Source organism: Thermodesulforhabdus norvegica (assembly GCF_900114975.1).
GTDB classification, from domain to species: Bacteria; Desulfobacterota; Syntrophobacteria; order Syntrophobacterales; family Thermodesulforhabdaceae; genus Thermodesulforhabdus; species Thermodesulforhabdus norvegica.
In genome coordinates, this window is the sequence record NZ_FOUU01000004.1 from 120745 (window position 1) to 143255 (window position 22511).

Genomic DNA, 22511 nt, shown 5'->3' on the forward strand with positions numbered 1-22511 from the left:
TCGAACTTGGCGGGCCAGCAGCTAAAAGGCGTCGAGAGTATCTTTGATCAGGTGCTCCGTGAGACTGCAAGGGTTTACGAGGAAGTCCTTAGGAACCGAAGGTAACCAGGGCTGCCCCTTTGGGGGTGGAAGGACCGGGGGCGCATGCAAGACCTCAAGGGAAACAAAACTGATGCGACCATGATGGAGAATCTTGGCCCGGATCCTCGTGGAGTGCGGGGCCAAAAAGGTTTTGTTGTTTGGCTCTGTAGCTAGAGGGGAGGAGAGGCCCGGGTCGGATGTGGACCTCGCATGTGAGGGTCTGCCTCCTGAACGGTTCTTCGAAGCCCTTGGGAAATTGCTCTTGTCCACAGGGAAGGATGTCGACTTGATCGATCTTGATAAGGCCAAAGGGCCGCTGTGCAAGCGTATAGAGAAGGAAGGAGTTTCGCTTTATGAAGCGAAGTGAACTTGCGCTCCTTTGGGCAGAGATAGAGGGTGGTCTCTCCGGCCTTGATCGCGTTGTAGAGGAGATCGAGCGGGCCCTGAAAGACCTCGACCGTATGCTCCGCGAAACCGAAAGGGTGTATGTAAAAGCGGTCGGGAGCTGAGGGACCATGGCGGCCCCGGCAGCCCGGGCCCTTCGCGAGGGCCACACCGGGGCGACAGGGCCCGTTATGTCGCCGGGGCGATCCTTGCCGAAAGTTCTGACCGCAGGTTAGCATTAGACTGGGAAGGAAAGAAAATATTTAAGGGGATAACAGAGGATGGCCCGTTTTTCCCCCTATCTGCTTGACCGTGCCCTCGCCAGGGCGAGGGAGGAGAGGGAGCAGCGACGGAAGGGGCGGTTGACGGCCGTCTTCCAGGCCCTCGAGCGGCTATCTCGCCTGATACCTTTTGAGGAGGCATATATCTTCGGCTCGCTGACCAAACCATATCGATATTTCGCCGATTCCGATGTCGATATAGCCTTTATCGGCTTGAGGGATGAGGATTTCTTTCGGGCGATGGCCTTCCTCTCGCGGGAACTCGGGACTGAGGTGGATATCCTCCAGCTGGAGGGCCATCCGCTGCGGGATAAGGTCGTTAAGGAAGGTATCAGATGGAAGAGGAGCGACTGAGCCTGCTTAGGGCTTCCGTCGAGGCCCAGCGGAAGGAGATTGAGCGGATTTTCGCAAAGATAGAGGAGCGGCGCCGCGGTGAAAGCGCGGCTGAGTTGGAGAGCCTCGCCTATCAGCTCCACAACTTATATTGTGCCTTCGAGGATCTGTTCAGGATCGTCGCCGACTTCTTCGAGAACCGGATCGAGGATCGGGCGAGATACCATAGTGAACTCCTCTGGCGGATGAAGCTCTCCATAGAGGGGGTGAGGCCGGCCTTACTTTCGGAGGAGAGCTACAGGCTTCTCGATTCGCTGAGGGCCTTCCGGCATTTCTTCAGACATGCTTACTCCTACGAACTCGATCCCAAGAAGGTGGCCCTGGTGGTGGAAGATGCCCTCAAGCTCAAGGAGCTCTATCGGCGGGAGATCGAGCGTTTCCTGGAACAGCTCCAGCCGTAGAGCTGGGAGGCAAAGGAGGTTCAAACTGGAGCAGCAAGGACATGAGGCGGCTCCCATAGCTCGTTTGTGGGGCACTCTGGGTTTATGAGCTGTCATAAATAACTGAAAGTGGGAACGCGATGGCAAAGCGAGCGTCGGTGACAGGAGCGGGTGAGTTCGATGAGGTCTACCACCTGGCCGCGGATATGGGCTGGATAGCCTAGATCACGGCCATTCACATAGACATCATCCGCAACAACGTCTTGATCAACACAAACATACTGGAAGCCCGTAGGATCAACGGTGCCGGCCGTTTCTTCTTCTCTTCCTCGGCCTGTGTCTGTCCACAATACAAGCAGAGGAGTCCCAATCTTACGCCCCTCAAGGAGGAGGACGCCTGGCCGGCGGAGCCCGAGGAGGGCTACGGCCTGGAGAAGCTCTGTCAATACTATCGCGAGGACCACGGCCTGGAAACCAGGGTGGCCCGCTTCCACAACGTATACGGTCCGCTGGGGACCTATGAAGGGGGCAAGGAGAAAGCACCGGCCGCCCTTTGTCGGAAGATTGCCTTGGCGAAGGATGGCGATGAGATCGAAATCTGGGGTGACGGCAACCAAACGCGCTCCTTCCTTCATATTGACGACTGCCTGGAAGAGATTTACAAACTTGTGCGGTCCGATTATCCTCATCCATTGAACATCGGCTTCGATAGGTTGCTCACGATCAACGAGCTCGTGGCAATCATCGCCAAGATCGCGGGAAAGAAGATGCGCAAGCGGCACGATCTCACCAAACCCCAAGGGGCGCGGCCGGAACAGCGACAACGCCAAGCCCGTGGGCTCGAACAAAGTTCACAAGCTTTTAGTTGTCAACCAGTATTATGCTCCGGATGTTGCTTCCACCGAGCAGCTGGCTGCCGAGATCTGCGGTAGTTTGGCTAAACGCGGCTTTGAAGTCCATGTTATAGCCGGCCAACCAAGTTATACAGTCATTTCTCCGAAAGCCCCTGCTTACGAGGTCTTAGATGGGCTGTGTGCACCGCGTGTCCCTGGGAGGCGCCCGTGGTCGCGAACGTTTGCGAACTCGGTTGAAAGGTTATGTCCTTTTCCTTTTGAACGCTTGGAGAAAATCACGGGGCTTAGCTAAGACGCGTCGTTTTGATACCGTGCTTACCTTCCACAATCCTCCATTTGTAGGGCTTATAGGCGCCTATCCTGTTCGTCGAATACTTGAGGATCGGCAGGAGCTGATACATCGGGGACAACAAGCCAGGAAAGTCTATGAGGAAAGATTTCAAAAAGCTCGAGCAATAGAGGCTTATGCTAAGATTTTGAGCGGTTAAGACTTGATTAGGTTGTTAAACGCTGGGGTCTTTCGGGTGTGATGGAAAGAAGCTTAAAGACGCTAAAGATATCCTTGCTCCTGATCCACATGGCCCTTTTGGCCCGGATGTCTATGGGGGCGAACTATCCTGGCCCCATAGAATTGCTCTTTCACAAGGTGAGTTCGCTCACCCTTCACGTTGTGGGGTATTTCCTCTTGGCGGTGCTCTTGGGCTGGGTCCTCATTTCGAGGGGGAAGAGGGCGACGCTCGCGGCGCTCCCGGGAGCGTTCCTTTAGGGTCTGCTCCTCGAGGTGGTCAAGATCTTCCTGCCAGCGAGGGGTTTCTCGGGTTTGGATCTCCTGTTGAACTTTCTGGGCTCGTGTGCAGGCACTTTCGGTCTGCCTCGATCATGCTGCAAGAAGGCCTTGCGGGAATTCACCCTGACCGCGTGCTGCGCGAAACCGAAAGGGTTTACGAGGAAGTCCCTGGGAACCGAAGGTGACCGGGGCTGCCCCTTTGGGGGTGGTTGCATTGCGGAAGAATCGGGAGCGCATGCAAGGCCTCAAGGGAAACAAAACCGAGGCGACCATGAATGGACCATTTTCCTGTGCAAACAAAAGGATTTATTCTGTGTTATAATTATGGCTTTCAGGCTCGAAAACAAAATGGACTTGGAATCCTTGGCCCGGATCCTCGCGGAGGGCGGGGCCAGGAAGGTTTCTTTCTACCCGTGCGGGAGATGATATACTTCAAAATAGGAGGAGAGGATGAAGACCTTCGTAGCTTATATTGAGTGGGACCCTGAAACAAGGCTCTATGTAGGAATAGTGCCCGGAGTTCCCGGGGCGCATACACAAGGAGCTACTCTGGATGAACTACAGAAGAATTTGAAAGAAGTGCTGGAGCTCTGCCTAGAGGAAAACCCGGAACTGAGGGTAGCTCCGCCCCATTTCGTAGGGCTACAACAAGTCGAGGTCGGTGAGTGAGCAAGGTTCCCATCGTCGATGCCAAAACGATGGAAAAGCTGCTCCTAAAGCTAGGGTTTGAGGAGGGTTCGCCAGAAAGGAAGCCACGTCTTTTATCGCCATCCTGATGGGCGGACGACCACGGTTCCACATCATCCGGGAAGAGATCTGGCCAGGCCCCTTATCCGGGAGATTTTGCGCGATATCGAGCTGACTCCTGAGCAGTTTCGGGAGGTGTTGAAATGTCGATAGAGTCAGTACGAGCTATGTGGACACGTGATGGCTTGGGAGTGTATTATTTTTAAAGGAGGCTGGAAGATCATGAGAAGGGAGTTCTATGTTGTTATAGAAAAAGACGAGGACGGGTTCTATGTAGGTGAGGTACCCGGCTTGCGCGCTTGCTATTCCCAAGGGAGAACCATCGACGAGCTTCTGGAAAATATAAAAGAGGTTATCCTTATGTGCTTGGAGGAAGTTGGGGAGGAACCCCCTCCGGAATTCGTCGGTGTTCAGAGGGTTTCCATTGAATGAGCAAGCTTCGCCCCTTGTCATCTGAGGATGTCCTGCGGGCACTGAAAGAGGCGGGTTTTGAGATAACAAGACAACGGGGAAGCCACGTTCGGCTCAAACATCGGGATGGCCGTGTGGTAACGGTGCCGATGCACAAGGAAATCGGTCGTGGGCTTTTACGCAAGATCATTCGAGATGCTGAGCTTTCCGTAGAGGAGTTCCTTAACCTCCTTTGAAGCTCTTCGGTCCTGAGTCCTTTCTTTTTGCCATTGAGCGTGGAAGGCCCTGATAATAATGAAGTCGGCCGCAAAGTGGCCCTGCTGGAGTTTGCCCTCGTCCGCATGCTCCGCGAAATGGGGAAAGTGTACCAGGAGGTACTGAAAGTGTTGGGAAGCGGGCGGAAAAATCAGGGAAGAACAGGACGATGAGGGAGGGTAACATTAGCGGCCTTTGCCGCTTGCAGAAAAGGGGTTGAGCTTACTGTCGCAAATAATTTATAGCGTGGATTTGCTAACGTTAGTTTCAGTGGTATAATCGTTTCTAGGTGGTGATTACCATGCTTAAGACCTATGCTGTCAAACTGGAGGAGCGCCAGATCGAGGCGCTGAAAAAGCTCTCCCAGGAGACGAAGATCCCCCCGGCAGAGCTCCTGCGCCAGGCGGTCGATCTGTTGCTGGAGAAGTGGCAGCGCGATCGGGAGCGGCTGGAGTTCCTAAAGCGCGTGGATGAGGACCTGGAGGAGGACCGCTCAGCGATGGAGCGCCTATCCCGACTATGAGATGAGATATCTCACCACCGATGAGGTCATCCCCATCCACGAGCGTATTCTGGAGAAGTTCGGCGGAGCTGGAGGACTCAGGGATTGGAAGTCCCTGGACTCCGCAGTCCAGCGTCCCAGGGCAGCCTTTGGAGGGAAAGAACTCTATCCGGATCTCTTCACGAAAGCGGCGGTGCTGAGCCACTCCCTCGTCCTTAATCATCCCTTTGCGGACGGGAACAGGCGGACCGCATGGGAGGCGATGAAGCGATTCCTTGGGGAGAACGGGATGCGGCTGAGGGCGAAAGCTGAAGAGATTGTCGAGCTTATGCTCCGCATTGCAGACAAGAGCCTAGAGGTCAAACAGATCGCCGAGTGGCTTGAAGAACATTCTCGTAAACTGAAGCCGGGATCCTAAACAGTACGGCTTGGTTGCCAAGCCAGCCGTGAGAAGGCCCTGCGGGAATTCACCCTCGATCGCATGATCCGCGAAACTGAAAAAATGTACGATGAATCGCTGAAATTATGGATTTGCACGCAGTCCTCGGGACGGTGACATTTCCTTGTTACGTTGATTGGGAGGGCAATATGAGTCATAGAAAAGAACGTTATATCGTCGACGAAAAGGGGAAGCGAACCGCTGTTGTGCTTCCTTTGAAGGAGTATGAGGAACTTTTAGAGGATCTCCACGATCTGGCCATCGTTGCGGAACGGCGGGATGAGCCCAGCGTGTCGTTTGACGAACTCAAGAAGAAATTAAAGGCTGATGGCCTCTTATGAAATCCGATAGAAGCGTTCTGCTGAATAAGAACTGCGCAACTTAGATTCCAAACAAATCACCCGTATTATTCAGAAGGTGGAAGCTTTAGCGACCGATCCCTTTCCACGAGGATGTCGCAAGCTTAGGGGTGCGGAACAAACTTACCGTATACGTGTCGGCGACTATCGGGTGATCTATCAGGTAGACGAGCACACAAAGGTGGTGACTATCTATCACGTTCGCCATCGCCGGGACGTGTACCGAACTCTGTGAACATTCGGTGCCATGTTATTCACCGACTTCATTGTTCCACCCAAGGCTCCGTAGGTATTGACCGAGGCCATCAGGAAGCTCCTGGACGACCCTGAGTTGCGAAAAAGGATGAGTGAGACAGGGCAGGAAAAAACGCTGCGCGAGTCTTCTCTCGACCGCATGCTCCGGGAAAGGGAGAGGATGTACCACGGGGTGCCGAGAGAAGTGTAAAGCGGGCGGAAAAATCGTGGGAGAGCATGATGAGAATCCGTAAAGTGAGAATACCGGCAGCCTTTGCACTCCCAAGAACTAATCCTATTGCAGTAAGAGGTTTATAGCATCGGAATTGCTGATGCCAGTTATAAAGATTGTGCTTAGGTTTAAGTGGTGATTACCGATGCTCAAAACCTATGCGGCCGAGTTGTAGGAGCGACAGATGGAGGCCCTGAAAAAGCTCTCCCAGGAGACCAAAATCCCCCAGGCAGAGCTCCTGCGCCAGGCGGTCGATCTCCTGCTGGAGAATTGGTAGAGCGATCGGGAGCGGCTGGAGTTCCTGAAACGGCTTGACGGGCGTCTTGAGGAGGACGAGGAAGCACTGCGGCGCTTAGCCGGACTGTGAGGTATCTCACCGCCGGGGAAGTGATCCTGATCCACGAGTGCATCCTGGAGAAGTCCGGTGGAGCAGGCAGATTCCGGGATTGGAAGTTGCTAAACTCGGCGATTCAACGCCCCCGTGTCGCCTTTGGGGGAATGGGCTCTATCGGGATCTTTTTACCAAAGCGGCGGCGCTGGGGTACTCTCTTGTCCTCAACCAACCCTTTTTAGATGGAAATAAGCGCACTGCCTGGGAGGCGATGCATACCTTCGTCGAAGAGAACAGACATTCGCTCCGAGCAGGGCCTGACGAGATCGTTGAGCTGATGCTTTGCATTGAAGATAAGAGCCTGGGGGCGAGCAGATCGCTAAGTGGCTTAAAGAACATTTTCGTAAGCTAGGGCCAAGATCCCAAACTTTAGCGTATTGTGGTACGGCATGGTTGCCAAGCCGGCCGCGAAAAAGCCCTGCAGGAGTTCACCCTCGACCGCATGCTCCGCGAGACCAAGGCCGTGTACGGGGAAGTGCTCGGAGGGTGAAATTTTTATTTATGGAGAACGAACATTACTGCCCACGAATGTGGGAAGAAGATAGCCAAAAGGGGAAAAGAGGGAGTAAGGAAGTAGGTAATGAGAGGGAGAGCCGCATTGCTTGCGGAGATTGGGCGACGCCTGAAGCGACTTTCCCCTGAAAACTTTACAGGGTAAACGATTTTCTGGCCTATTTGGAAGAGCAGGAGGACTCCGACGGTCTACACGGCGGGCCCATTCTCGGCGCCCCCTTATCAAGCACAGCCAGCGCGGACTAATACCGATGGGCATATAAAAAAGACCTCCATCACTGCCATCGCGACAACCCAAAACCGGATAATCTATGTGCTACAAAAACCGGACAATTAATGTGTTGCTAACATATATTAAACGATTTCTTGCTATTCTGTTAAGAACGGGACATTATTACCGCCTGTTGGAGAACAATATTGTGGGGTATAGAGTGGAGACCTGAGGAAATTACATGCTGTTTCAGGGATAACCGGAACCAGGACAGCTGGGGAGGATAAGCCGATTTATGGTTCGATTGAAGCGTCATTTTCCGCTGGCGGTTTCCGAGAGAAGGTGGATATTAATCTTGATGGATTTAATGGGGGTTAATTTTTCTCTCTTCCTCTACACTACGATTAAGCCTTATCATAAAGGACATACCAAATATCTTCTTAATCATCCTGAATGGTTCGTCCTGTTAAGCTTTTTTTGGATAGTATGGTCCTGGTCCTTTGATTGTTATGAACCAAGGGTAATGCACAGGTTCGTTGGCTCTGTTCGCTCTGCTTTTTTTGCCTGCCTTGGAACGATAGGGCTTTTTCTTTTGATTCCATACATTACGCCGGTTCTTCCCACCCGAAGATGGATAATTTTTACTTTTTTTACATCTTGCTGTGCTTGTCTGACTCTGTCTCGAATTCTGTTTTATTATCTATTTACCGGACGGGCTTTTAAGAGAAGGGTTTTGATTGTAGGGACCGGTGCTTCTGCCAAAACCGTGGTTCGGGCTTTAAAAGAGAACGGCTGGGGAGCATATGATGTTGTAGGGTTTGTCTGCGACAGTCTTGACGAAGGTTCCGAAAAGGAGATTGACGGTTATCCCGTTATCGGAAACCTTGGGGAATTAAGGTCCCTGATAGTCGGTCGGAGGATTACAACCCTCGTTGTAGCCTTGAATGGTAACATGGAAGCAACAGTGATTGAGAGTCTTATTAATTGTCTGGAGTTCGGTGTTGAGATTGTTCCCATGAATGTGATGTATGAAGAACTTACAGGGCGAGTTGCTATATATCATGTTGATAATGAGTGGTATGTTGCCTTGCCGGTTAACCATCCCCTTACGAGAACCTTTAACAAGATTATAAAGCGGGCTTTCGACGTTTTCTTCGCCACTTTCGGCCTTTTATTGCTTTTGCCTTTATTCCCGATCATTGTCGTTGCGATTTACCTTGATTGTCCGGGGCCTATCTTTTACACCCAGGAGCGTGTTGGAAGAGGTGGGAAGGTTTTTAAAGTGTATAAATTCCGATCGATGGTTCCTGATGCAGAACAGGGCAAGCCGGTATGGGCGTGTAAAGGCGATCCCAGGGTGACCAGGGTTGGTCGGCTGTTAAGAAGGACTCATATAGACGAATTTCCTCAGATTATTAATATTCTCAAAGGGGATATGAGTGTTGTCGGTCCCAGGCCAGAAAGGCCGGAATTTGTTGAGGATCTGGCCCGAGAGATTCCTTTTTACAGAATTCGTCACGCCGTAAAGCCCGGCATGGCAGGATGGGCCCTTGTTAAATACGGATATGCTGCTTCCAAAGAGGACACGGTGGCCAAACTCCAGTATGACCTTTATTACATCAAGCACTGGTCCATATGGTTGGATGTGGTAATATTGGTAAAAACCGTTATGGACACTCTTGCTTTTAGGGGCAGGGCGTAATATTTACCTGCTTTGTTTGCTGGGTGTTCCCATTAAATTGATGAAAGCTCTTGCTTTTGACGGGTTTATAATTTGATGTAAGTCACACACAAAAGGGGTTCGGAGGTTGATGTGGCTGCGGGGATATGTGTCGTAGGGGGATCCGTGGCGGGCTTGTTCGCCGCTAAAATGCTTGCGATGAAAGGGTTTCCGGTAGATCTTTACGATTCCGGAGATCTGTTAGAACCTGCCGGTAGAACGCTAATTGTAACATCGGATTTTCTTAAGACCCCTGACTGTGGTTTCAGTTTCATAATAAGGAATTATATACATTCCTTTCAGCTAATATCCCCCAATAACTCGGTGAATATTCCTCTGAGAGAGCCTGACCTCGTGGTCAACAGGGCGGATCTGGTAAAGTATTTGCTCAAAGAAGCCCGGCAGGCCGGTGTTAGGATTTATGTTTCTCATCGTTTGATTACGGCTGTGAGAACCGCCGGGGGTATTAGCCTGCAATTTTCAGATGGAGAAAATGAAAAGAGCGTTTGTTATGGAAAAGTTATCGGTGCCGATGGAGTGTATAGCACATTGGCCAGAACGTTTGGTTGTAATGGCTACAAAAAGGTTGCCCTGTTGCAATTTCCGGTGAAGCTTCCCAGGGATCAGCCCTCTCATGTCACAAGAGTTTGGTTCGATCGGGATATAACACCTTTTTTTGTTTGGCTCATACCGGAAACTCCGTTAACCGGTGTTGTGGGGATTATTGCGCCTACAATGGCAGAAGCGCGAAGAGGGCTGGAGAAATTTCTCGGTGGAGCAGGTCTGAGCCAGGAAGGACCGCCTCAGCTGGGCGAAGTTCCCCTCCCCCCGATTTACCCCGTGCCGCCGTTAAGCTGGAATCCCCGAGACGTCTTTTTTGTTGGTGATGCGGCGGCTCAGGTAAAGGCAACGACGGTGGGAGGAGTGGTTACCGGTATCAAGGGGGCAATAGCCGCCTGTAAGGCTATAGTCACCGGGAGAAATTATAGATTAATAGCCCTGCCCCTCTGGCGTGAACTCCTCATTCATAGCGTTATTCAACGTCTACTTGAGCAGTGTGGGAACGAAGACTATGATTTTATGCTGACATCACTGAATAAATACGGATTGAGAGTTTTAAGCAAATATCCCCGGGATAGGCTTTTTCAGATACTTCCGCTTATTGCATCATCTCAACCCAACTGGATTATTCTGGCCTGTAGACTGCTGATAAAAGCTTCAGGGATTTCAGGAATTAAACCTCTTTTGCCATCCGTGTCTCAGGAACGCAAGCAGTATTCCTGAAAACATGCCGAGAACGCCTGAAACTGCCAGAATAAGTAATTTCTTAGGTCTTACCGGTTCGAAGCTTGCAATCGGCTCGGAGACTTTCTCAAACACGGTGAGATGCTGAAGCTCGAATTTCTTCTGAGCTATTTGTCTTGAAAGCTTTTCTTTTTTAAGATTAAGCTGTTCTTTTTGATATTTTAATTGATCTATTTCTTGTTGTGATTGGATAAGTTCTTTTTGCAAGTTTGATATCTGCTCATCAAGTTCAAGAATACGGGCTTTAAAAAGTGTTATCTGTGTAATCAAGTCCCCTTCGTACCCTGCACTCTGCGCTGCAATCTGCTGCAATATCAAAGCCGAAATTTTATCGAGTTTCGATGACACCATCCTGTTTATGCTTTTAATCACTTGAGTATAGCTACCTGATACCTTGTTAAGTAGATCTGATAGTGCTGATGATGCAAGCGAGTAAACCTCTTTCTGCTGATTGGCCACATCTATAATCTTTTCGAGCACTTTCTGTTGCTCGATTTTCCTTGTTATCATAACTTCCAGATTGGGTAACTCAACAAGATCTATTGAAGAAAGCTCCGTTTCCAGATCTTGGATCTCCTTTTCCAGGTTTGACTTAACCTGTGCAGCGCTGGTGTCTCCGTTTTTTAAAATATAAAATTGATATGCTTTTTCGTAGACTGAATTAAGAATTTGCTTCCCCTCCGTCGGATCGGGATACAACAAAGTCCATTTGACTATACTGCTACCTCTCTGTACACTGGCTCGAATTTTAATTTGCTCCGGTTTAGCAGGTAGCTCACCTAACAGATTAAAATATTGGTCTTCTTCGATCCAGCGTCTGATATCTTCAGTGCTCCAACCTTTGTAAGGGCCTACCATGGGAGGTCTTACCTGCATTGTTATTTCGTAAAGAGGGCTGGCCAATAGTATATATACAAATCCTGCAACCAGCGAAACCAGCATAACTCCGAAGATAATAAGTTTTTGATTCCACAAAACCAATAATAAATCGTAAAGGTCTATTTCGTAGTCTTCTACATAGTCGCTGGACTGAGTTTCTTTGCCTTCTAAGTTTGTAGATTTTGAGATCTGATCCTTACTCATCTCGGACATAGGGCATTTCTCCTTTTATAACCTTTGCCATTTTCTCCAGAAATATCGATTCATCAAAACACTCTGCCCGCTCTTCACAAAAACGCCTCAGCTCGAAAGCTTTCGCGGCATTCAGATATTTCACAGCCCTGACCATATCTTCTTGAGTCCAGTTTTCCGGAAGCAGGTAACCTGTCCTGCCATGGATAATTGTTTCTGTCAAGCCCCCTGAGCTTACGCCTATAACAGGTTTCCCGGCGGCCATGGACTCCACGGGTGACATGCCAAAATCTTCATTGGTGGGTACGTAAACCGTTGCAATGCAACGTCCTATCAGTTCCTTAAGCTTCCTGTCGGAAACCCATCCCAATACATGCACATTGGATGCCTCGGAAGCCAATTCCAATATTTTCTTATATTGGCTTCCTCCCGATACGACGACCAGCCTTTTATCCGGCATTTTCTTGAAGGCTTCTACAACTCGATCCACGTTCTTCTGAGGTTCCAATCTAGCGGTTGACAGATAATAATCATCCTGACCCATGAACTTGAAAGAACTCGTATCGCAGGGTGGATAAATAACAAGCGACTGCCTGCCGGTAAAAGATTTTATGCGTCGCCTGACATTCCGGGAGTTGGCAATGAGAAGATCTATTTTCTTAACAGATAGCAGGTACAAGGATTTGTAAAGGCGAAGCATCAAACGGTAAGAGGGCAGTAAATACCCGGGAACACTCTGCAAAAATTCGGCCTGTAGATCGCCGAGAAATCTAGGAATGGTATGGCAATACATAACATGAAAGTTGCATTCAAGTCGTCGCCTTGCAAGGGGTGCATAATTCCCGCTGTAGATAACTGTCTCGATTTTTTGAGCGCACCATCCGGGCATTAGAGAGAAGGTTATCATGGCAGCCAGAGCTCTTGTTAAAGGGGACTTACCCGGTACGGAAGGCAGTATAGGCCTTATGGCTCCGATCCAGCCGACGTCTCTGTAAAGCTTTTTGTTAACAAAGGCTGTGATCACGGGCATTCTGAAATGGTTAGATAAAGTAAGAACCAGCCTCTCTCCTCCACCCGCAATGGCAAAATAGTCGTGAAAGATCGCTTTACTTAACGTTCTTATGGGCACCCGGCAACTCCTGTTGCAGGGAAGGGTCGATCACCAGCGGGTTCTTTTTGCTTCAGCGGCCATGACAGCATGTATGCCAGTGCCAGAACCCAGGACGGAGAATAGTCCAGAAAGTTGTCAAAAACCAGAGCTGCCATGGCGGTAAGTGCGACCCCGGTAAGTTCGCTTGAACGGATTGTCTTAAAGATAAGGAACACCAGAATTAGAAATATTAAAAAAGTGATAATGCCGGACTCTGCAAGAGTCTGAAGGTAGAAGTTATGCACGTTTAGCCTTTGTGGGAAGATGTTGTTTAATCGGAAAGAACCAGGGCCGTGCCCCATCAGAGGCTTTTCCTGCCACATATCGAGGGCAGTCTTCCAGATGGAAAGACGGTTGCTTAACGCACCGTTACCGAACTGGGGGATAAAATCTTTTATGATTAAATCCTGGTGCCTTCTGATCTTGTCGATGTAAGGTAAAGTCATGGCCAGTTTACTACCAATCGTTTTGTTGGTGAAGGCGACCAGATGCAATAGTATAAGAGAGCTTAACAGCATGAGTAGAAGAAGTTTTTTGTTAGTATGCTTTATAGCCAGGGCTATGTAAGTACAACCGACCAAAGCACTCCATATGAAGTTACGGCTACCCGAAAGAATTCCCCCTATTACGGAAAGCAATGCAATGAACATAAAAAGAAATCTGTAAAACACCCCTAATCCTTCATGAAGGGACCATGTCCAATTTTTAGCAGACGTGAGCCCGGTGATGGAGAAAACCAGAGTAATGGCGCTGAAGGTTCCATACACTGTAGTTGCACTCATTATTGAATTTACTGCACCGGGTCTTATACCGTCAGATCCGAGGGTCGGCGCTATTAATGATTTCGAGAGATCGGGAAACATGAGCTGAATCAAGGCGACGAGGTGCACGAAAAGTAAAATACCAAGCCCAATCCACCGATCTTCCGGTGTGAATCGGTCAACGAAGATCACCCAGCTCATGGGCAGAAGGGCGGTAACCGCTACGGTTGCCAGGCCTACAAAAAGAAATGTTTGAAGGGAATCATGGGATTTCCAGTTAATTATCAGTGAGATAAATTGAGATGTGAAAAATGCTGTGGTAACCACTATGAGCTTCAGACCGTTTCTATTTAGACTTCCATCTTTCCATTTTTTCGTAACGGTGGCGACGAAAAATAATGTTATTATTATTTCCAGTGGAATTCCCATGTATTTAACTGTATTCTCGCCGGACTCAGGTTTAATGACCGACCACACAAAGAATAGAGCAAACAATTTATGCGTTGACATAAGCAATCTATTTGCTAACCGACAGTAAGGTCTGATCGTTGATTATTATTTTGTTTATACTCGAAGCATCAAGTCCCTTAACATTTCTGAGATCGGCGCCTCGAAAATCGGCTTTATCTAATTTAGCACCCGAAAGATTCGCACCCCTGAGATCGGCCCCTCTAAACCGGGCGTTTCTAAAATCTCCGTTCACCAGAATTGCACCTTTCAGATCGGAATTATCAAATACAGCCCACCGGGCATCCACTCCTTCCATTTTAGCGTTTCTAATAATAACCTTTTTCAGAGCGGCACCACGAATAATTGCATGATTTAGATTAGCCCAGCAGAAATTACTTCCTTCCCAGTTTCCCCATCCAATGTAAGAATTTATAAAACGACCTCCGCGACAGTCGGCGTTTCTCGCTTGAAGGGCGATAAATTTTGCCCTGTCACACAAGGCATTTCGTAATTTGCTTTTATTTAAACTGCACCGCACAAATTCTGAACCGGTCAGGTTAGCCTGCCAGAAATCCACCATGTCCATATTTGAGTCTATGAACCTCAGATTGGGTAAATCCGATTTAACAAAGTTTGCACCGTTCAGGTTAATTTCCCTGAAGTCCAGTTGAAACCCGTTCCGGCAATAACGTGCCGTCAGGCGAACGATATGAGGTGTAATAAGTGTTGATTCAATAGAATTGCCGCCGGCGTTAAGAGAAATACTTTGCGCGGTATAAGCAGCGAAGGAGCAGCTTCTATTCAAAAGTGATTTGTGGCTCGCTGAGAACTCAAGAAGATCTTCAATAGCAACAACCTTTATGTCTCCCGAAGAGGTACTCGCGGCTTTTATTAAGTGATAGTACTTTAAAAGTATTAATCCTCGTGCTACGATTATTCCCGTAACTGCTGATATAGCCACCAGGAAGATAATCTTCCTTGCTTTACTTTCGCTGATCTGTGGTTTAATTTGAGAGATGGATTTTGGCAGAGCGTATATCATGAAGATCAGGTTAACGGCTATAATAAGAGATCCGATTGTAACCCAATGGAGCAAATCGCAAAAAACTAATCCCAGACAAATCCCTAGAATATACCAGCCTGCATGCTTGAGTAAGATAAACCAGCCCCCGTGTGTTTTAAATAGATTGTGGAGCTGTGAGAGTATAACAAAGTAAGTCACTAAAACAACGAAGAATATCAACATTACTCTTTATCGATTCTTGGTTTAAACTATGGTTGCCTGGCCTGCTACAACAGTTTTTTTTGATAAAGAAAGCTAAGTAATAAGTTAATGCTTTCTTCAACCGTCAACTTCTCCGTATCAACAACAAGATCGGGCGAAGTGGGTTCCTCGTAAGGCGACGATATGCCCGTGTAGTTTTTAATTTTGCCTTCCCGGGCAAGGCGGTAGAGGCCCTTAACATCACGGGCTTCGCAGACTTCGAGAGGGCATTTCACATAGATTTCGTAGAAGGCGTCACAGTTGATCATTTCCCTGACCTTCCTTCGCTCGGATTCAAAGGGTGAGATAAAGGCGGCAAAGCAGATAACCCCGGCATCGAGGAAGAGCTTGATCACCTCGGCTACGCGTCTGAGATTTTCCGCCCGTGCCTGAGGAGAAAAGCTGAGGTCGCTGCAGAGGCCGCTTCTTATGTTGTCTCCGTCGAAAACATAGGTGAGCTTACCCCGGGCATGCAGTTCTTCTTCAAGCCTGTGGGCGATGGTCGATTTTCCCGATCCGGAAAGCCCCGTAAACCAGAGAACGAAGCTTTTCTGCCCAAGCAGTCGTTCGCGGTCTTCTCTCCTGATCTTTCCCCTGTAAGGTACGATGTGGCGGCAGCGATCCGGGCGATGAGTCTCCATAAATGCCCCCTTTTCGGTAAGACCTTCGGTTTAGTTCCACGGTCACGGGCTATTCTGACAAGGCCAGCTTTTAAAATATGTACATCGTCAATGCAAGACCCGATGAGAAAAAAGTCACTTTGGTTGCCTTAGATCTCTTTTGTCCATTATTGTTAAAGAAACTTCGGCGCTTGAACGTTTTCGGAGTATTAATTCCCTTTCACGACAACTTACGGAGGTTGGCGAGATGGCCGTCATTACGATTTCAAGGGGATCCTACAGTCACGGTAAGGAAGTTGCCGAAAAGGTTGCTCAAAGGCTTGGTTACGAGTGTGTGTCCAGGGAGATAATCCTTGAGGCCTCCGAGCATTTTGACGTTCCCGAGTTTAAACTCCTCAAGGCCATTCAGGATGCGCCTTCATTTCTCGACAGAATTACCTACGGAAGGCAGAAGTACATAGCCTACATCCGTGCCACCCTGCTGAATCACCTGAAGAAGGACAACGTTGTCTATCACGGTTTTGCCGGACATTACTTCGTCCGGGATGTTCCTCATGCCCTTAAGGTAAGAATCATTGCAGATTTTGAGGATAGAGTCAGGCTCGTCATGGAGCGGGACGGCCTGTCCAGAGACGAGGCCGTTGAGTTTCTGAATAAGCTCGATGCGGAGCGCAGAAAGTGGGGACAGCGTCTTTACGGCATAGACACCAACGATCCAGGCCTTTACGATCTGGTGATTCACATAAAGGCCCTTACCATCGACGATGCCGTGGATCTCATCTGCGACGCCGCAGGGCGTGATCAGTTCAGGGCAACGGAGCAGTCCAGGCAGAAGATGGAAGATCTTGCCCTCGCCGCCGAGGTAAAGGCTTCAATAGTTGAGATAAGACCCGATGCAGAGGTTGAGGCCGAATCGGGTGTCGTTACGGTCAGCGTGAGGTTGCCCGTGGAAGTGGATGAGTCTCAACTGATAGATCGTATAAGAAAAGCCTGTGATCGGATTCCCGGGGTCAAAGACCTGAGTGTTAAGACCGTGCCCACCACTCTTTATCAAATGTAAAGATTACTGCCGGGGGTGGGTGATTCAATCGCCCACTTCCGTTCCCGAAGTAGATGAGTAGCCGAGAAGCGTTTGTCCAAGGCCGAGTAAGTTGAGGCCAACGAAAAAGCGCCTGTCTTTCCCTTCTTTCTCGTAGCTGAGACTCAGAGACCAGCATCCCCTGCGATAGGTAAATCCGTATGTCTGTTTGAGCACCTCGTTTCTGTCCAGAGAATAGTCGTGATACATGTAAAGGGTAAGCCAGGGGGTCACGTTCCAGTTGAAGTGGCTTATAACTTCGTCGGTTTCCGATTCTTCCCTGTAACGGTAATCAATACCGATGGTCTGTCCCATGGGCATATTTACGGAAAGCATAACGTCGTGGCGGGTAAAAAGATCTTCGTCGGGAGATATTGCGGTGTCGTAGGAGAGTTCGACGTATTTGTGAGGGGTTATGTCCAGTTCCAGGAAAAGGTCGGAAAAGCCGTCGTCTTTTTCCGTTTCGTCATGGGTGTCAAAGTAACTTTCTTTGAGTTCCAGATACTGTTCTCCAAAGGCGTAGTATTGAAAAAGGCTGAACCTGAGCCATTCTTCGTAAGAGGTGACCCTGTTGTTGGAAATCGAAAGCTGTTGTTCTTTCCTGACCGTGGCAAAGGATGTTATGCCGTATCGAAAAAGGTTCCTCCGGTGGACTACGTCCAGAAAATCGAATTCCGGGATGCCCTCCTGCGATACGCCGGGAACGTATTCGTAGCCGATTGAAGGGCGCAGGGTGTGCTTCAGCGAGGTCACGCTTCCGACTTTTAAAGAATATGTTCTGCTGAGTTCGGAAATCCCGGTAAGGGATAGGGAAGGAACCAGTCTGTAGTCCGTGGACTCGGTTTCTTCTTCCGTCTCGGTCATCCTGTATCCGGCAAAATCCAGTTTGAAGGATGGCGTAATTCTGACGACTGATGCCAGATTTACCGGACGGGAGATTTCGGGGGCTATTCTCACCCGAATCCCCCGATTCCCCTCGTCCTGCCAGAAGTGTGTAACCGAGGATTCCAGGTTATAATATGCCGAAAACCGGTTTGAAAGGGTTTGCGCCTGAAGGTAGGCAAGGGCAGGCAGGAGCTGGGTCGTTCTGTCTCTGAGAATATCCTTTTCTTCGTCCCAGTAGTGAGCGTCCAGCGTGAGCTCCGAGTCCTGCCAGCGTTTCATCATGTAGAGGTTCGATTCTCTGGCGGTGATTGTTTTGTCGTCGAGAACACCGGTTCCGAGAAAGTTTCTGAAGGCTTTGTCGGTGTACTCATAGGAGGGCGAGCCCTTTTCGAATTCCCTGAGAAAATTTTCGTCGCTGATCATGTCCAGCCTCAGGCGGGCTTCCACATCGGAAGGAAGTGAAAAAGAGGCCAGCCCTCTCAGCCAGTAACGGTTTTCGGTTTTGAAGGGGACGTTTTGATCAAGAAGGTGATCCCGGTCGGCTTCGTCGTGGAGGTAGTTGGCCATGAGGATGCCTTCTCCCCATTTAAGGCTACTCCAGCGAAGTTCTGCACCTCCCATGACGCCTCTTTTCTGAAGGTAGTGGGCGAAAAGAGTAACGTCGCGGCTTCGATCAACGGCCCAGAAGTAGGGTATCTCCAGCTCAAAGCCCTGAAGCTCAGATACCCCGACGACGGGAGCAAGGAATCCCGACTGACGTTGTTTCCTTACCGGGAAGGTTCCCCAGGGAACATAGACTACGGGAACCGAACCGATTCTGAAGGCAAGGCCCTTCCCTGTGGCGAAGCCTTCTGATGGAACCCTGAGCCGGTCAAAGCTGATCTTCCAGTCTGGATTTTCCGGAGTACAGGTCGTTATGAATCCGTCCTTCAGGTAATAGACGTCGTTATCCCGCTTTTCCAGATATGAAGCCTGAAGGTAGAAGTTGCTTTTCGAAAAATAAGCCAGCCCCTCTTCGACGTAACCCGTTTCGGAGTTCAGGTTCCAGATGACCGATGCTCCACGAATCCAGTCTTTTCCGTATTTCAGGAGAACGTTGCCTTTGAGGTGAACCGAGCCGTTCAGCCGGTTAAACCGGGCATAATCCGCAAGAATCAGCTTTTCACCTGATTGGAGCCTTACCTTTCCCCGAGCCACATACTCGTCCCTGTTTCGGTCGTACTCTATGGTGTCGGCCGAGAGCGTCCAGGGGTTACGGTCTTTACTTATGATGCTTTTAGCATCTTCCGTAAGGGGACTTTCAAAGGCGTGGCATGGGCCCGGTATGCCGGAAAGGATCGACAGGATACAGACGAGGAGAAGAAATCTCGTGTACCCCGGTGGCATCAGATCTGCTCCTCTTCCATATAGGGAAGGCCTTCCAGCTGAGGCGTGAGCTCTTTTATGATGCTTTCCAGTCTCGCAACGAGCTCGTTTACAGGGCACTCAAAGATTTCGCCCGTTTTTCTGACCTTGATTTCCACGGAATTGGATTCCAGAAGACGCTGGCTTACCACGACCCGAAGGGGTATCCCGAGAAGGTCGGCATCCTTGAACTTAACTCCGGGGGATTCATTCCTGTCGTCCCATAATACTTCAAATCGATTTTTGAGCATTTCATAGCACGCCTGGGCCGTGTTCAGCACGTTATCCCGCTGGCCTATGGGGATTAAAATAACCTGATAGGGGGCCACGGTAACGGGCCATATAATCCCCGCATCGTCGTGCCATCTTTCGACGACGGCGGCCATGAGCCTTTCCACCCCGATGCCGTAACAGCCCATGACAACCCTTTGCATGTTCCCCTGAGAATCGAGGTATTGCACATCCATTGTGTCTTCTGCGGTGTATTTTATTCCCAGCTTGAAGGTGTGTCCCAGTTCGATACCCCGTTTTATCGAAAGGGTTCCTTCTCTGCACTGAAGACAGGTGTCTCCTTCACGGACTTCCGCTATGTCCGCCACGTCGTCCGCCTGGAAGTCACGGCCGTAGAGAACGTTTTTCAGGTGAACGTCGGGTTTATTTCCGCCGGCAATGAAGGGTATGGGAAGAGTGGCGGATTCGTCAACGATCACGGTCACCTTTCCCTTTAGCCCTACCGGCGATAGAAAACCGCCGTAGAGGCCTTTTTCGCGAAGTGTTTCTTCGGAAGCGAGTTCCAGTTTTACGGCTTTCAGCCTATTTGCAAGCTTTGTTTCGGATATGTCAAAATCGCCTCTTATGGCCGCAATGACGAGCTTCCCGTCCGCTTCGTATGCAACGGTTTTCAGAAAGCCTTCACGGGATATGCCGAAAAAGTCCATGAGCTGGGCAATGGTGGTGATGCCCGGGGTGCTTACTTCTTCTACGGGCGGCGGATTTTCGTTCAGAAGGTTTTCCGGAACCTTCTTTTCGCCAACGGCCTTTTCCGTATTGGCCCTGTAGGAGCAATGAGAACAGGTTACGAAGCGGTCCTCGCCGTAATCCGAAGGTAGCATGAACTCGTGAGAGCCCGTTCCTCCCATTATGCCCGTGTCGGCCTCGATGGGGATTGCTTCAAGGCCGCAGCGGGCAAAGATTCTCAGATAAGCGTTGTAAACCCTTGGGTAGTACCTGTCCAGGTCTTCAAAGTCCGGGTGAAAGCTGTAGCCGTCTTTCATCGTGAATTCCCGGACTCTCAGAAGACCTCCCCGGGGCCTTGCTTCATCCCGAACCTTGGTCTGTATCTGATAGAGCATCACCGGCATGTCACGATACGATTTTATGAACTGTTTTGCCACGTCGGTTATGACTTCTTCATGGGTCATTGCGAGAACGAATTCCCGGTTTTTCCTGTCGTGAAACCTGAAGAGCTCGGGCCCGATGTCGTAGTAGCGCTTCGTCTTCTTCCAGAGTTCTGCAGGGTTGACCACGGGCATCGTAACTTCCTGTCCTTCAATTCCGTCCATCTCCTCTCGCAGGATCTTTTTGATTTTTTCGGCAACCCTGTGACCGAGTGGAAGAAGTGTGTAGATTCCTGCCGCTACGGGGTAAATGTAGCTTCCCCGGAGTAGAAAGATGTGAGACGGCGTTTCTGCTTCTTTGGGCGTTTCGTAAAAGGTGTGTATGAATGCACGGGTATATCTCATCGAAGACACCTCCAGGATAATCAACGGCCGGATTAACCTGAGCTCAAAGACGGTTCATACTCTATAGCAAATGAAACAAAATTTCACAGCTTTTTTTAAAATGGGCACTCCTGTTGAGTAGGCCGACAGGGTAACCGCACAATTTCAGGCTGTGTACAGAAATATCCTGGTTTTCGGAGGTTCGGTGAGGTACGGGGCGATTTCGGCTTCAATAGCCTGTCTTTCGGGATTGTTTTCCCAGCGTTTCCACTCTTCAACGCTGTTCCAGGTACTTATAACGAGGTAGGTATGGGGATCATCATAGGAGCGGAGGGTTTCTCCCGAAATGTAGCCGGGGGCGTGCATCGCCCTTGACCTGAGCTTAATAAGAGCGTGATGTACATCAATTTCTCTCCCCGGCTCGATCTTCCTTTCAATAAAAACCTTGATGGCCATCTCCACCTCCTCTAATCTGTTGACCCTTCCGATAACCTGTTTTTTATTATTACACCCTATGCTTGAAAAGAATAGTCGCAAAGTAGTTGAGCATGTGAAGAGTTATTACCGTGAGCTCTACAGGGGGAAAATTAACCCCACCGTAAAGGTTTGCTCCGGCAGTGTCCTTGCCCGCAGGCTTGGGTATTCCCTGGAGCTTCTGGATTGGCTGACGGACCATGATTTTCCCTGGGATTACATACACCCCTGTGGGAACCCGGTGAGAAAGGGTCTCTTTGAACCGGGGGATTTTGTCCTCAATCTGGGATGCGGTATCGGCCTCGATGCCTGTGCTCTAATGTTTGAGGCCACGGAAGAACTGAAGGCCGAAGTCGGGTACGTCGTCGTGAACGTTGATGTAGTTTCCGAGGTGCTTGAAAGAGCCTGCAGATGGGTAGCTTCCCTGAGAGAACTCCCTGATGATTTCACACTGTTATGGGTGTGTGCCGATGCCCTGAAACTTCCCTTCACGCACGAAACCTTCGATGTCGTGTTGATGAACGGTGTCTTTAATGTATTCCCGGACAAGAAACTCCTTCTTGAAGAATTACGGCGGGTTATCAAGAAAGGCGGACGCCTTGTTATTGCCGACATATTCGTTTCGACCTCTCTCCCGGACTACGTGAAAACGGAGCCGGATGCCTGGGCGTGGTGCATTGCAGGGGCCCTGACGGAAGAAGAGTTCTTTGAGTTGCTTCGGTCGTCGGGGTTCGGCCCCTGCAGAGGGCTTGATAAAGAGGCAATTGACGATGCCTTTTATCGGGGAGTATTTGCGGCGGAAAGGGTCTCCTGATTTTCTCTGCCGTCCTCCTGCCGCCTGAAGGCCGATTCGTCAACCATCTCAATGGCTCTGGTAGGGCATTCTTCCGCGCAAATTCCACAGCCCTTGCAGTAGTCGTAGTTTATCACTACCGGTATGGTCCGGCTGACCACGCCCTCCGGGCAGTAAAGCCAGCAGAGAAAGCACGAGGGCTTCTGGTTTTTGCTGGGAGTGCACCTGGAGTGGTCGATAACGGGGCGGTAGCTGCGCCACCCACCGGTCTTCCCGGCTTCTCCTTCACAGAGTTCGCCATGAGCAAAGATGTAGGGATCGCTTTCAATTCGATACTCCTTCTTCATAGCCTTACCCTCTC

29 protein-coding genes are annotated in these 22511 nt (G+C 49.8%); 20 read left to right on the top strand and 9 right to left on the bottom strand.

All coding sequences use genetic code 11. From position 1 onward, the window contains the following. Positions 1-193: 193 nt before the first annotated feature. The 18 genes from BM091_RS07715 (at position 194) to BM091_RS07800 (ending at position 10458) form a co-directional block, all read left to right on the top strand. Positions 194-448: a nucleotidyltransferase family protein gene (locus BM091_RS07715; protein ID WP_177193576.1), complete on the top strand. Its 255-nt coding sequence runs from the start codon at positions 194-196 to the stop codon at positions 446-448. Further along, positions 435-590, top strand: coding sequence for a hypothetical protein (locus BM091_RS13920; protein WP_177193577.1), 156 nt, complete (start codon positions 435-437; stop codon positions 588-590). The genes BM091_RS07715 and BM091_RS13920 overlap by 14 nt, the downstream gene beginning before the upstream one ends. Before the next feature lie 156 nt (positions 591-746). Further along, a complete protein-coding gene (locus tag BM091_RS07720; protein ID WP_093394756.1) occupies positions 747-1100 on the top strand; it encodes a nucleotidyltransferase family protein in 354 nt (117 codons plus the stop codon). Next, the gene (locus BM091_RS07725) at positions 1082-1540 is read left to right on the top strand and encodes a ribonuclease toxin HepT-like protein (protein ID WP_093394758.1); all 459 of its coding nucleotides are present in this window, start codon (positions 1082-1084) and stop codon (positions 1538-1540) included. Before BM091_RS07720 ends, BM091_RS07725 begins: the two co-directional genes overlap by 19 nt. Positions 1541-1782: 242 nt before the next feature. Next, positions 1783-2451 (top strand): NAD-dependent epimerase/dehydratase family protein, encoded by a 669-nt coding sequence (locus BM091_RS14495; RefSeq protein WP_218148839.1) that lies wholly within the window; start codon positions 1783-1785, stop codon positions 2449-2451. A gap of 448 nt (positions 2452-2899) precedes the next feature. Continuing rightward, on the top strand, positions 2900-3139 hold the full coding sequence (locus BM091_RS07735) for a hypothetical protein (RefSeq protein ID WP_143083121.1): 240 nt from the start codon (positions 2900-2902) through the stop codon (positions 3137-3139). A 471-nt stretch (positions 3140-3610) separates the two neighbouring features. Beyond that, a complete protein-coding gene (locus tag BM091_RS07745) occupies positions 3611-3829 on the top strand; it encodes a type II toxin-antitoxin system HicB family antitoxin (protein WP_093394763.1) in 219 nt (72 codons plus the stop codon). A gap of 57 nt (positions 3830-3886) precedes the next feature. After that, positions 3887-4060, top strand: coding sequence for a type II toxin-antitoxin system HicA family toxin (locus BM091_RS14500; RefSeq protein ID WP_218148840.1), 174 nt, complete (start codon positions 3887-3889; stop codon positions 4058-4060). Positions 4061-4129: 69 nt separating this feature from the next. Continuing rightward, positions 4130-4339: a type II toxin-antitoxin system HicB family antitoxin gene (locus BM091_RS07755; RefSeq protein WP_093394764.1), complete on the top strand. Its 210-nt coding sequence runs from the start codon at positions 4130-4132 to the stop codon at positions 4337-4339. Continuing rightward, entirely contained in the window at positions 4336-4554 is a 219-nt protein-coding gene (locus BM091_RS07760; RefSeq protein WP_093394766.1) for a type II toxin-antitoxin system HicA family toxin, read from the top strand. The genes BM091_RS07755 and BM091_RS07760 overlap by 4 nt, the downstream gene beginning before the upstream one ends. Positions 4555-4874: 320 nt before the next feature. After that, entirely contained in the window at positions 4875-5096 is a 222-nt protein-coding gene (locus BM091_RS07765; RefSeq protein WP_093394767.1) for a ribbon-helix-helix domain-containing protein, read from the top strand. 1 nt (position 5097) lies between these two features. Further along, the gene (locus BM091_RS07770) at positions 5098-5493 is read left to right on the top strand and encodes a type II toxin-antitoxin system death-on-curing family toxin (RefSeq protein WP_177193578.1); all 396 of its coding nucleotides are present in this window, start codon (positions 5098-5100) and stop codon (positions 5491-5493) included. Between the two features lie 170 nt (positions 5494-5663). Next, positions 5664-5855, top strand: coding sequence for a prevent-host-death family protein (locus BM091_RS07775; RefSeq protein WP_093394770.1), 192 nt, complete (start codon positions 5664-5666; stop codon positions 5853-5855). 55 nt (positions 5856-5910) lie between these two features. Next, positions 5911-6108 carry a type II toxin-antitoxin system RelE family toxin gene (locus BM091_RS14555; RefSeq protein ID WP_425443308.1) on the top strand — a complete coding sequence of 66 codons (198 nt, stop codon included), beginning with the start codon at positions 5911-5913 and terminating at the stop codon, positions 6106-6108. A gap of 415 nt (positions 6109-6523) precedes the next feature. After that, positions 6524-6616 (top strand): ribbon-helix-helix domain-containing protein, encoded by a 93-nt coding sequence (locus BM091_RS07785; RefSeq protein ID WP_093394773.1) that lies wholly within the window; start codon positions 6524-6526, stop codon positions 6614-6616. Between the two features lie 127 nt (positions 6617-6743). Beyond that, positions 6744-7082 carry a type II toxin-antitoxin system death-on-curing family toxin gene (locus BM091_RS07790; RefSeq protein WP_245735308.1) on the top strand — a complete coding sequence of 113 codons (339 nt, stop codon included), beginning with the start codon at positions 6744-6746 and terminating at the stop codon, positions 7080-7082. 667 nt (positions 7083-7749) lie between these two features. Next, entirely contained in the window at positions 7750-9156 is a 1407-nt protein-coding gene (locus BM091_RS07795) for a sugar transferase (RefSeq protein ID WP_093394775.1), read from the top strand. 111 nt (positions 9157-9267) lie between these two features. Beyond that, positions 9268-10458, top strand: a complete 1191-nt coding sequence (locus tag BM091_RS07800) for an NAD(P)/FAD-dependent oxidoreductase (protein ID WP_093394776.1) — start codon at positions 9268-9270, stop codon at positions 10456-10458. Here BM091_RS07800 and BM091_RS07805 read toward each other — a convergent pair. From BM091_RS07805 to cysC, 5 genes are all read right to left on the bottom strand, one after another. Beyond that, positions 10402-11571, bottom strand: coding sequence for a Wzz/FepE/Etk N-terminal domain-containing protein (locus BM091_RS07805; protein ID WP_093394778.1), 1170 nt, complete (start codon positions 11569-11571; stop codon positions 10402-10404). The two genes, BM091_RS07800 and BM091_RS07805, sit on opposite strands and share 57 nt — an antisense overlap. Further along, a complete protein-coding gene (locus tag BM091_RS07810; RefSeq protein WP_093394779.1) occupies positions 11555-12679 on the bottom strand; it encodes a glycosyltransferase in 1125 nt (374 codons plus the stop codon). Before BM091_RS07810 ends, BM091_RS07805 begins: the two co-directional genes overlap by 17 nt. Further along, positions 12670-13890: an O-antigen ligase family protein gene (locus BM091_RS07815; RefSeq protein ID WP_177193580.1), complete on the bottom strand. Its 1221-nt coding sequence runs from the start codon at positions 13888-13890 to the stop codon at positions 12670-12672. The genes BM091_RS07810 and BM091_RS07815 overlap by 10 nt, the downstream gene beginning before the upstream one ends. An 88-nt stretch (positions 13891-13978) precedes the next feature. Beyond that, positions 13979-15157: a pentapeptide repeat-containing protein gene (locus tag BM091_RS07820; protein WP_093394782.1), complete on the bottom strand. Its 1179-nt coding sequence runs from the start codon at positions 15155-15157 to the stop codon at positions 13979-13981. 44 nt (positions 15158-15201) lie between these two features. Further along, entirely contained in the window at positions 15202-15816 is a 615-nt protein-coding gene (gene cysC, locus BM091_RS07825; RefSeq protein ID WP_093394784.1) for an adenylyl-sulfate kinase, read from the bottom strand. A gap of 226 nt (positions 15817-16042) precedes the next feature. On the opposite strand from cysC, the gene BM091_RS07830 reads away from it, so the two are divergent. Then, positions 16043-16855, top strand: a complete 813-nt coding sequence (locus BM091_RS07830; protein WP_093394785.1) for a cytidylate kinase-like family protein — start codon at positions 16043-16045, stop codon at positions 16853-16855. A 24-nt stretch (positions 16856-16879) separates the two neighbouring features. Here the strand turns inward: BM091_RS07830 and BM091_RS07835 are convergent, their stop codons facing one another. The 3 genes from BM091_RS07835 to BM091_RS07845 form a co-directional block, all read right to left on the bottom strand. Next, positions 16880-19144, bottom strand: coding sequence for an LPS-assembly protein LptD (locus BM091_RS07835; protein ID WP_093394787.1), 2265 nt, complete (start codon positions 19142-19144; stop codon positions 16880-16882). Further along, positions 19144-20904 carry a proline--tRNA ligase gene (locus BM091_RS07840; RefSeq protein ID WP_093394788.1) on the bottom strand — a complete coding sequence of 587 codons (1761 nt, stop codon included), beginning with the start codon at positions 20902-20904 and terminating at the stop codon, positions 19144-19146. Before BM091_RS07840 ends, BM091_RS07835 begins: the two co-directional genes overlap by 1 nt. 144 nt (positions 20905-21048) lie before the next feature. Beyond that, complete coding sequence (locus tag BM091_RS07845) at positions 21049-21339, bottom strand: antibiotic biosynthesis monooxygenase family protein (protein WP_093394790.1); 291 nt, start codon at positions 21337-21339, stop codon at positions 21049-21051. 94 nt (positions 21340-21433) lie between these two features. Here BM091_RS07845 and BM091_RS07850 point away from each other — a divergent pair, with 94 nt between their 5' ends. Next, positions 21434-22171, top strand: a complete 738-nt coding sequence (locus BM091_RS07850) for a methyltransferase domain-containing protein (RefSeq protein ID WP_177193581.1) — start codon at positions 21434-21436, stop codon at positions 22169-22171. Here the strand turns inward: BM091_RS07850 and BM091_RS07855 are convergent. Further along, positions 22135-22497, bottom strand: coding sequence for a 4Fe-4S binding protein (locus BM091_RS07855; RefSeq protein ID WP_093394793.1), 363 nt, complete (start codon positions 22495-22497; stop codon positions 22135-22137). The genes BM091_RS07850 and BM091_RS07855 overlap by 37 nt on opposite strands. Positions 22498-22511: the final 14 nt, after the last annotated feature.

What these genes read in the sequence shown, in the direction of transcription:
- BM091_RS13920 (WP_177193577.1), top strand. Translation starts at nt 435, where the DNA reads ATGAAGCGAAGTGAACTTGCGCTCCTTTGGGCAGAGATAGAGGGTGGT.
- BM091_RS07720 (WP_093394756.1), top strand. Translation starts at nt 747, where the DNA reads ATGGCCCGTTTTTCCCCCTATCTGCTTGACCGTGCCCTCGCCAGGGCG.
- BM091_RS07725 (WP_093394758.1), top strand. Translation starts at nt 1,082, where the DNA reads ATGGAAGAGGAGCGACTGAGCCTGCTTAGGGCTTCCGTCGAGGCCCAG.
- BM091_RS07745 (WP_093394763.1), top strand. Translation starts at nt 3,611, where the DNA reads ATGAAGACCTTCGTAGCTTATATTGAGTGGGACCCTGAAACAAGGCTC.
- BM091_RS07755 (WP_093394764.1), top strand. Translation starts at nt 4,130, where the DNA reads ATGAGAAGGGAGTTCTATGTTGTTATAGAAAAAGACGAGGACGGGTTC.
- BM091_RS07760 (WP_093394766.1), top strand. Translation starts at nt 4,336, where the DNA reads ATGAGCAAGCTTCGCCCCTTGTCATCTGAGGATGTCCTGCGGGCACTG.
- BM091_RS07765 (WP_093394767.1), top strand. Translation starts at nt 4,875, where the DNA reads ATGCTTAAGACCTATGCTGTCAAACTGGAGGAGCGCCAGATCGAGGCG.
- BM091_RS07770 (WP_177193578.1), top strand. Translation starts at nt 5,098, where the DNA reads ATGAGATATCTCACCACCGATGAGGTCATCCCCATCCACGAGCGTATT.
- BM091_RS07775 (WP_093394770.1), top strand. Translation starts at nt 5,664, where the DNA reads ATGAGTCATAGAAAAGAACGTTATATCGTCGACGAAAAGGGGAAGCGA.
- BM091_RS07785 (WP_093394773.1), top strand. Translation starts at nt 6,524, where the DNA reads ATGGAGGCCCTGAAAAAGCTCTCCCAGGAGACCAAAATCCCCCAGGCA.
- BM091_RS07795 (WP_093394775.1), top strand. Translation starts at nt 7,750, where the DNA reads ATGGTTCGATTGAAGCGTCATTTTCCGCTGGCGGTTTCCGAGAGAAGG.
- BM091_RS07805 (WP_093394778.1), bottom strand. Translation starts at nt 11,571, where the DNA reads ATGTCCGAGATGAGTAAGGATCAGATCTCAAAATCTACAAACTTAGAA.
- BM091_RS07815 (WP_177193580.1), bottom strand. Translation starts at nt 13,890, where the DNA reads ATGGGAATTCCACTGGAAATAATAATAACATTATTTTTCGTCGCCACC.
- BM091_RS07820 (WP_093394782.1), bottom strand. Translation starts at nt 15,157, where the DNA reads ATGTTGATATTCTTCGTTGTTTTAGTGACTTACTTTGTTATACTCTCA.
- cysC (WP_093394784.1), bottom strand. Translation starts at nt 15,816, where the DNA reads ATGGAGACTCATCGCCCGGATCGCTGCCGCCACATCGTACCTTACAGG.
- BM091_RS07830 (WP_093394785.1), top strand. Translation starts at nt 16,043, where the DNA reads ATGGCCGTCATTACGATTTCAAGGGGATCCTACAGTCACGGTAAGGAA.
- BM091_RS07835 (WP_093394787.1), bottom strand. Translation starts at nt 19,144, where the DNA reads ATGCCACCGGGGTACACGAGATTTCTTCTCCTCGTCTGTATCCTGTCG.
- BM091_RS07840 (WP_093394788.1), bottom strand. Translation starts at nt 20,904, where the DNA reads ATGAGATATACCCGTGCATTCATACACACCTTTTACGAAACGCCCAAA.
- BM091_RS07845 (WP_093394790.1), bottom strand. Translation starts at nt 21,339, where the DNA reads ATGGCCATCAAGGTTTTTATTGAAAGGAAGATCGAGCCGGGGAGAGAA.
- BM091_RS07855 (WP_093394793.1), bottom strand. Translation starts at nt 22,497, where the DNA reads ATGAAGAAGGAGTATCGAATTGAAAGCGATCCCTACATCTTTGCTCAT.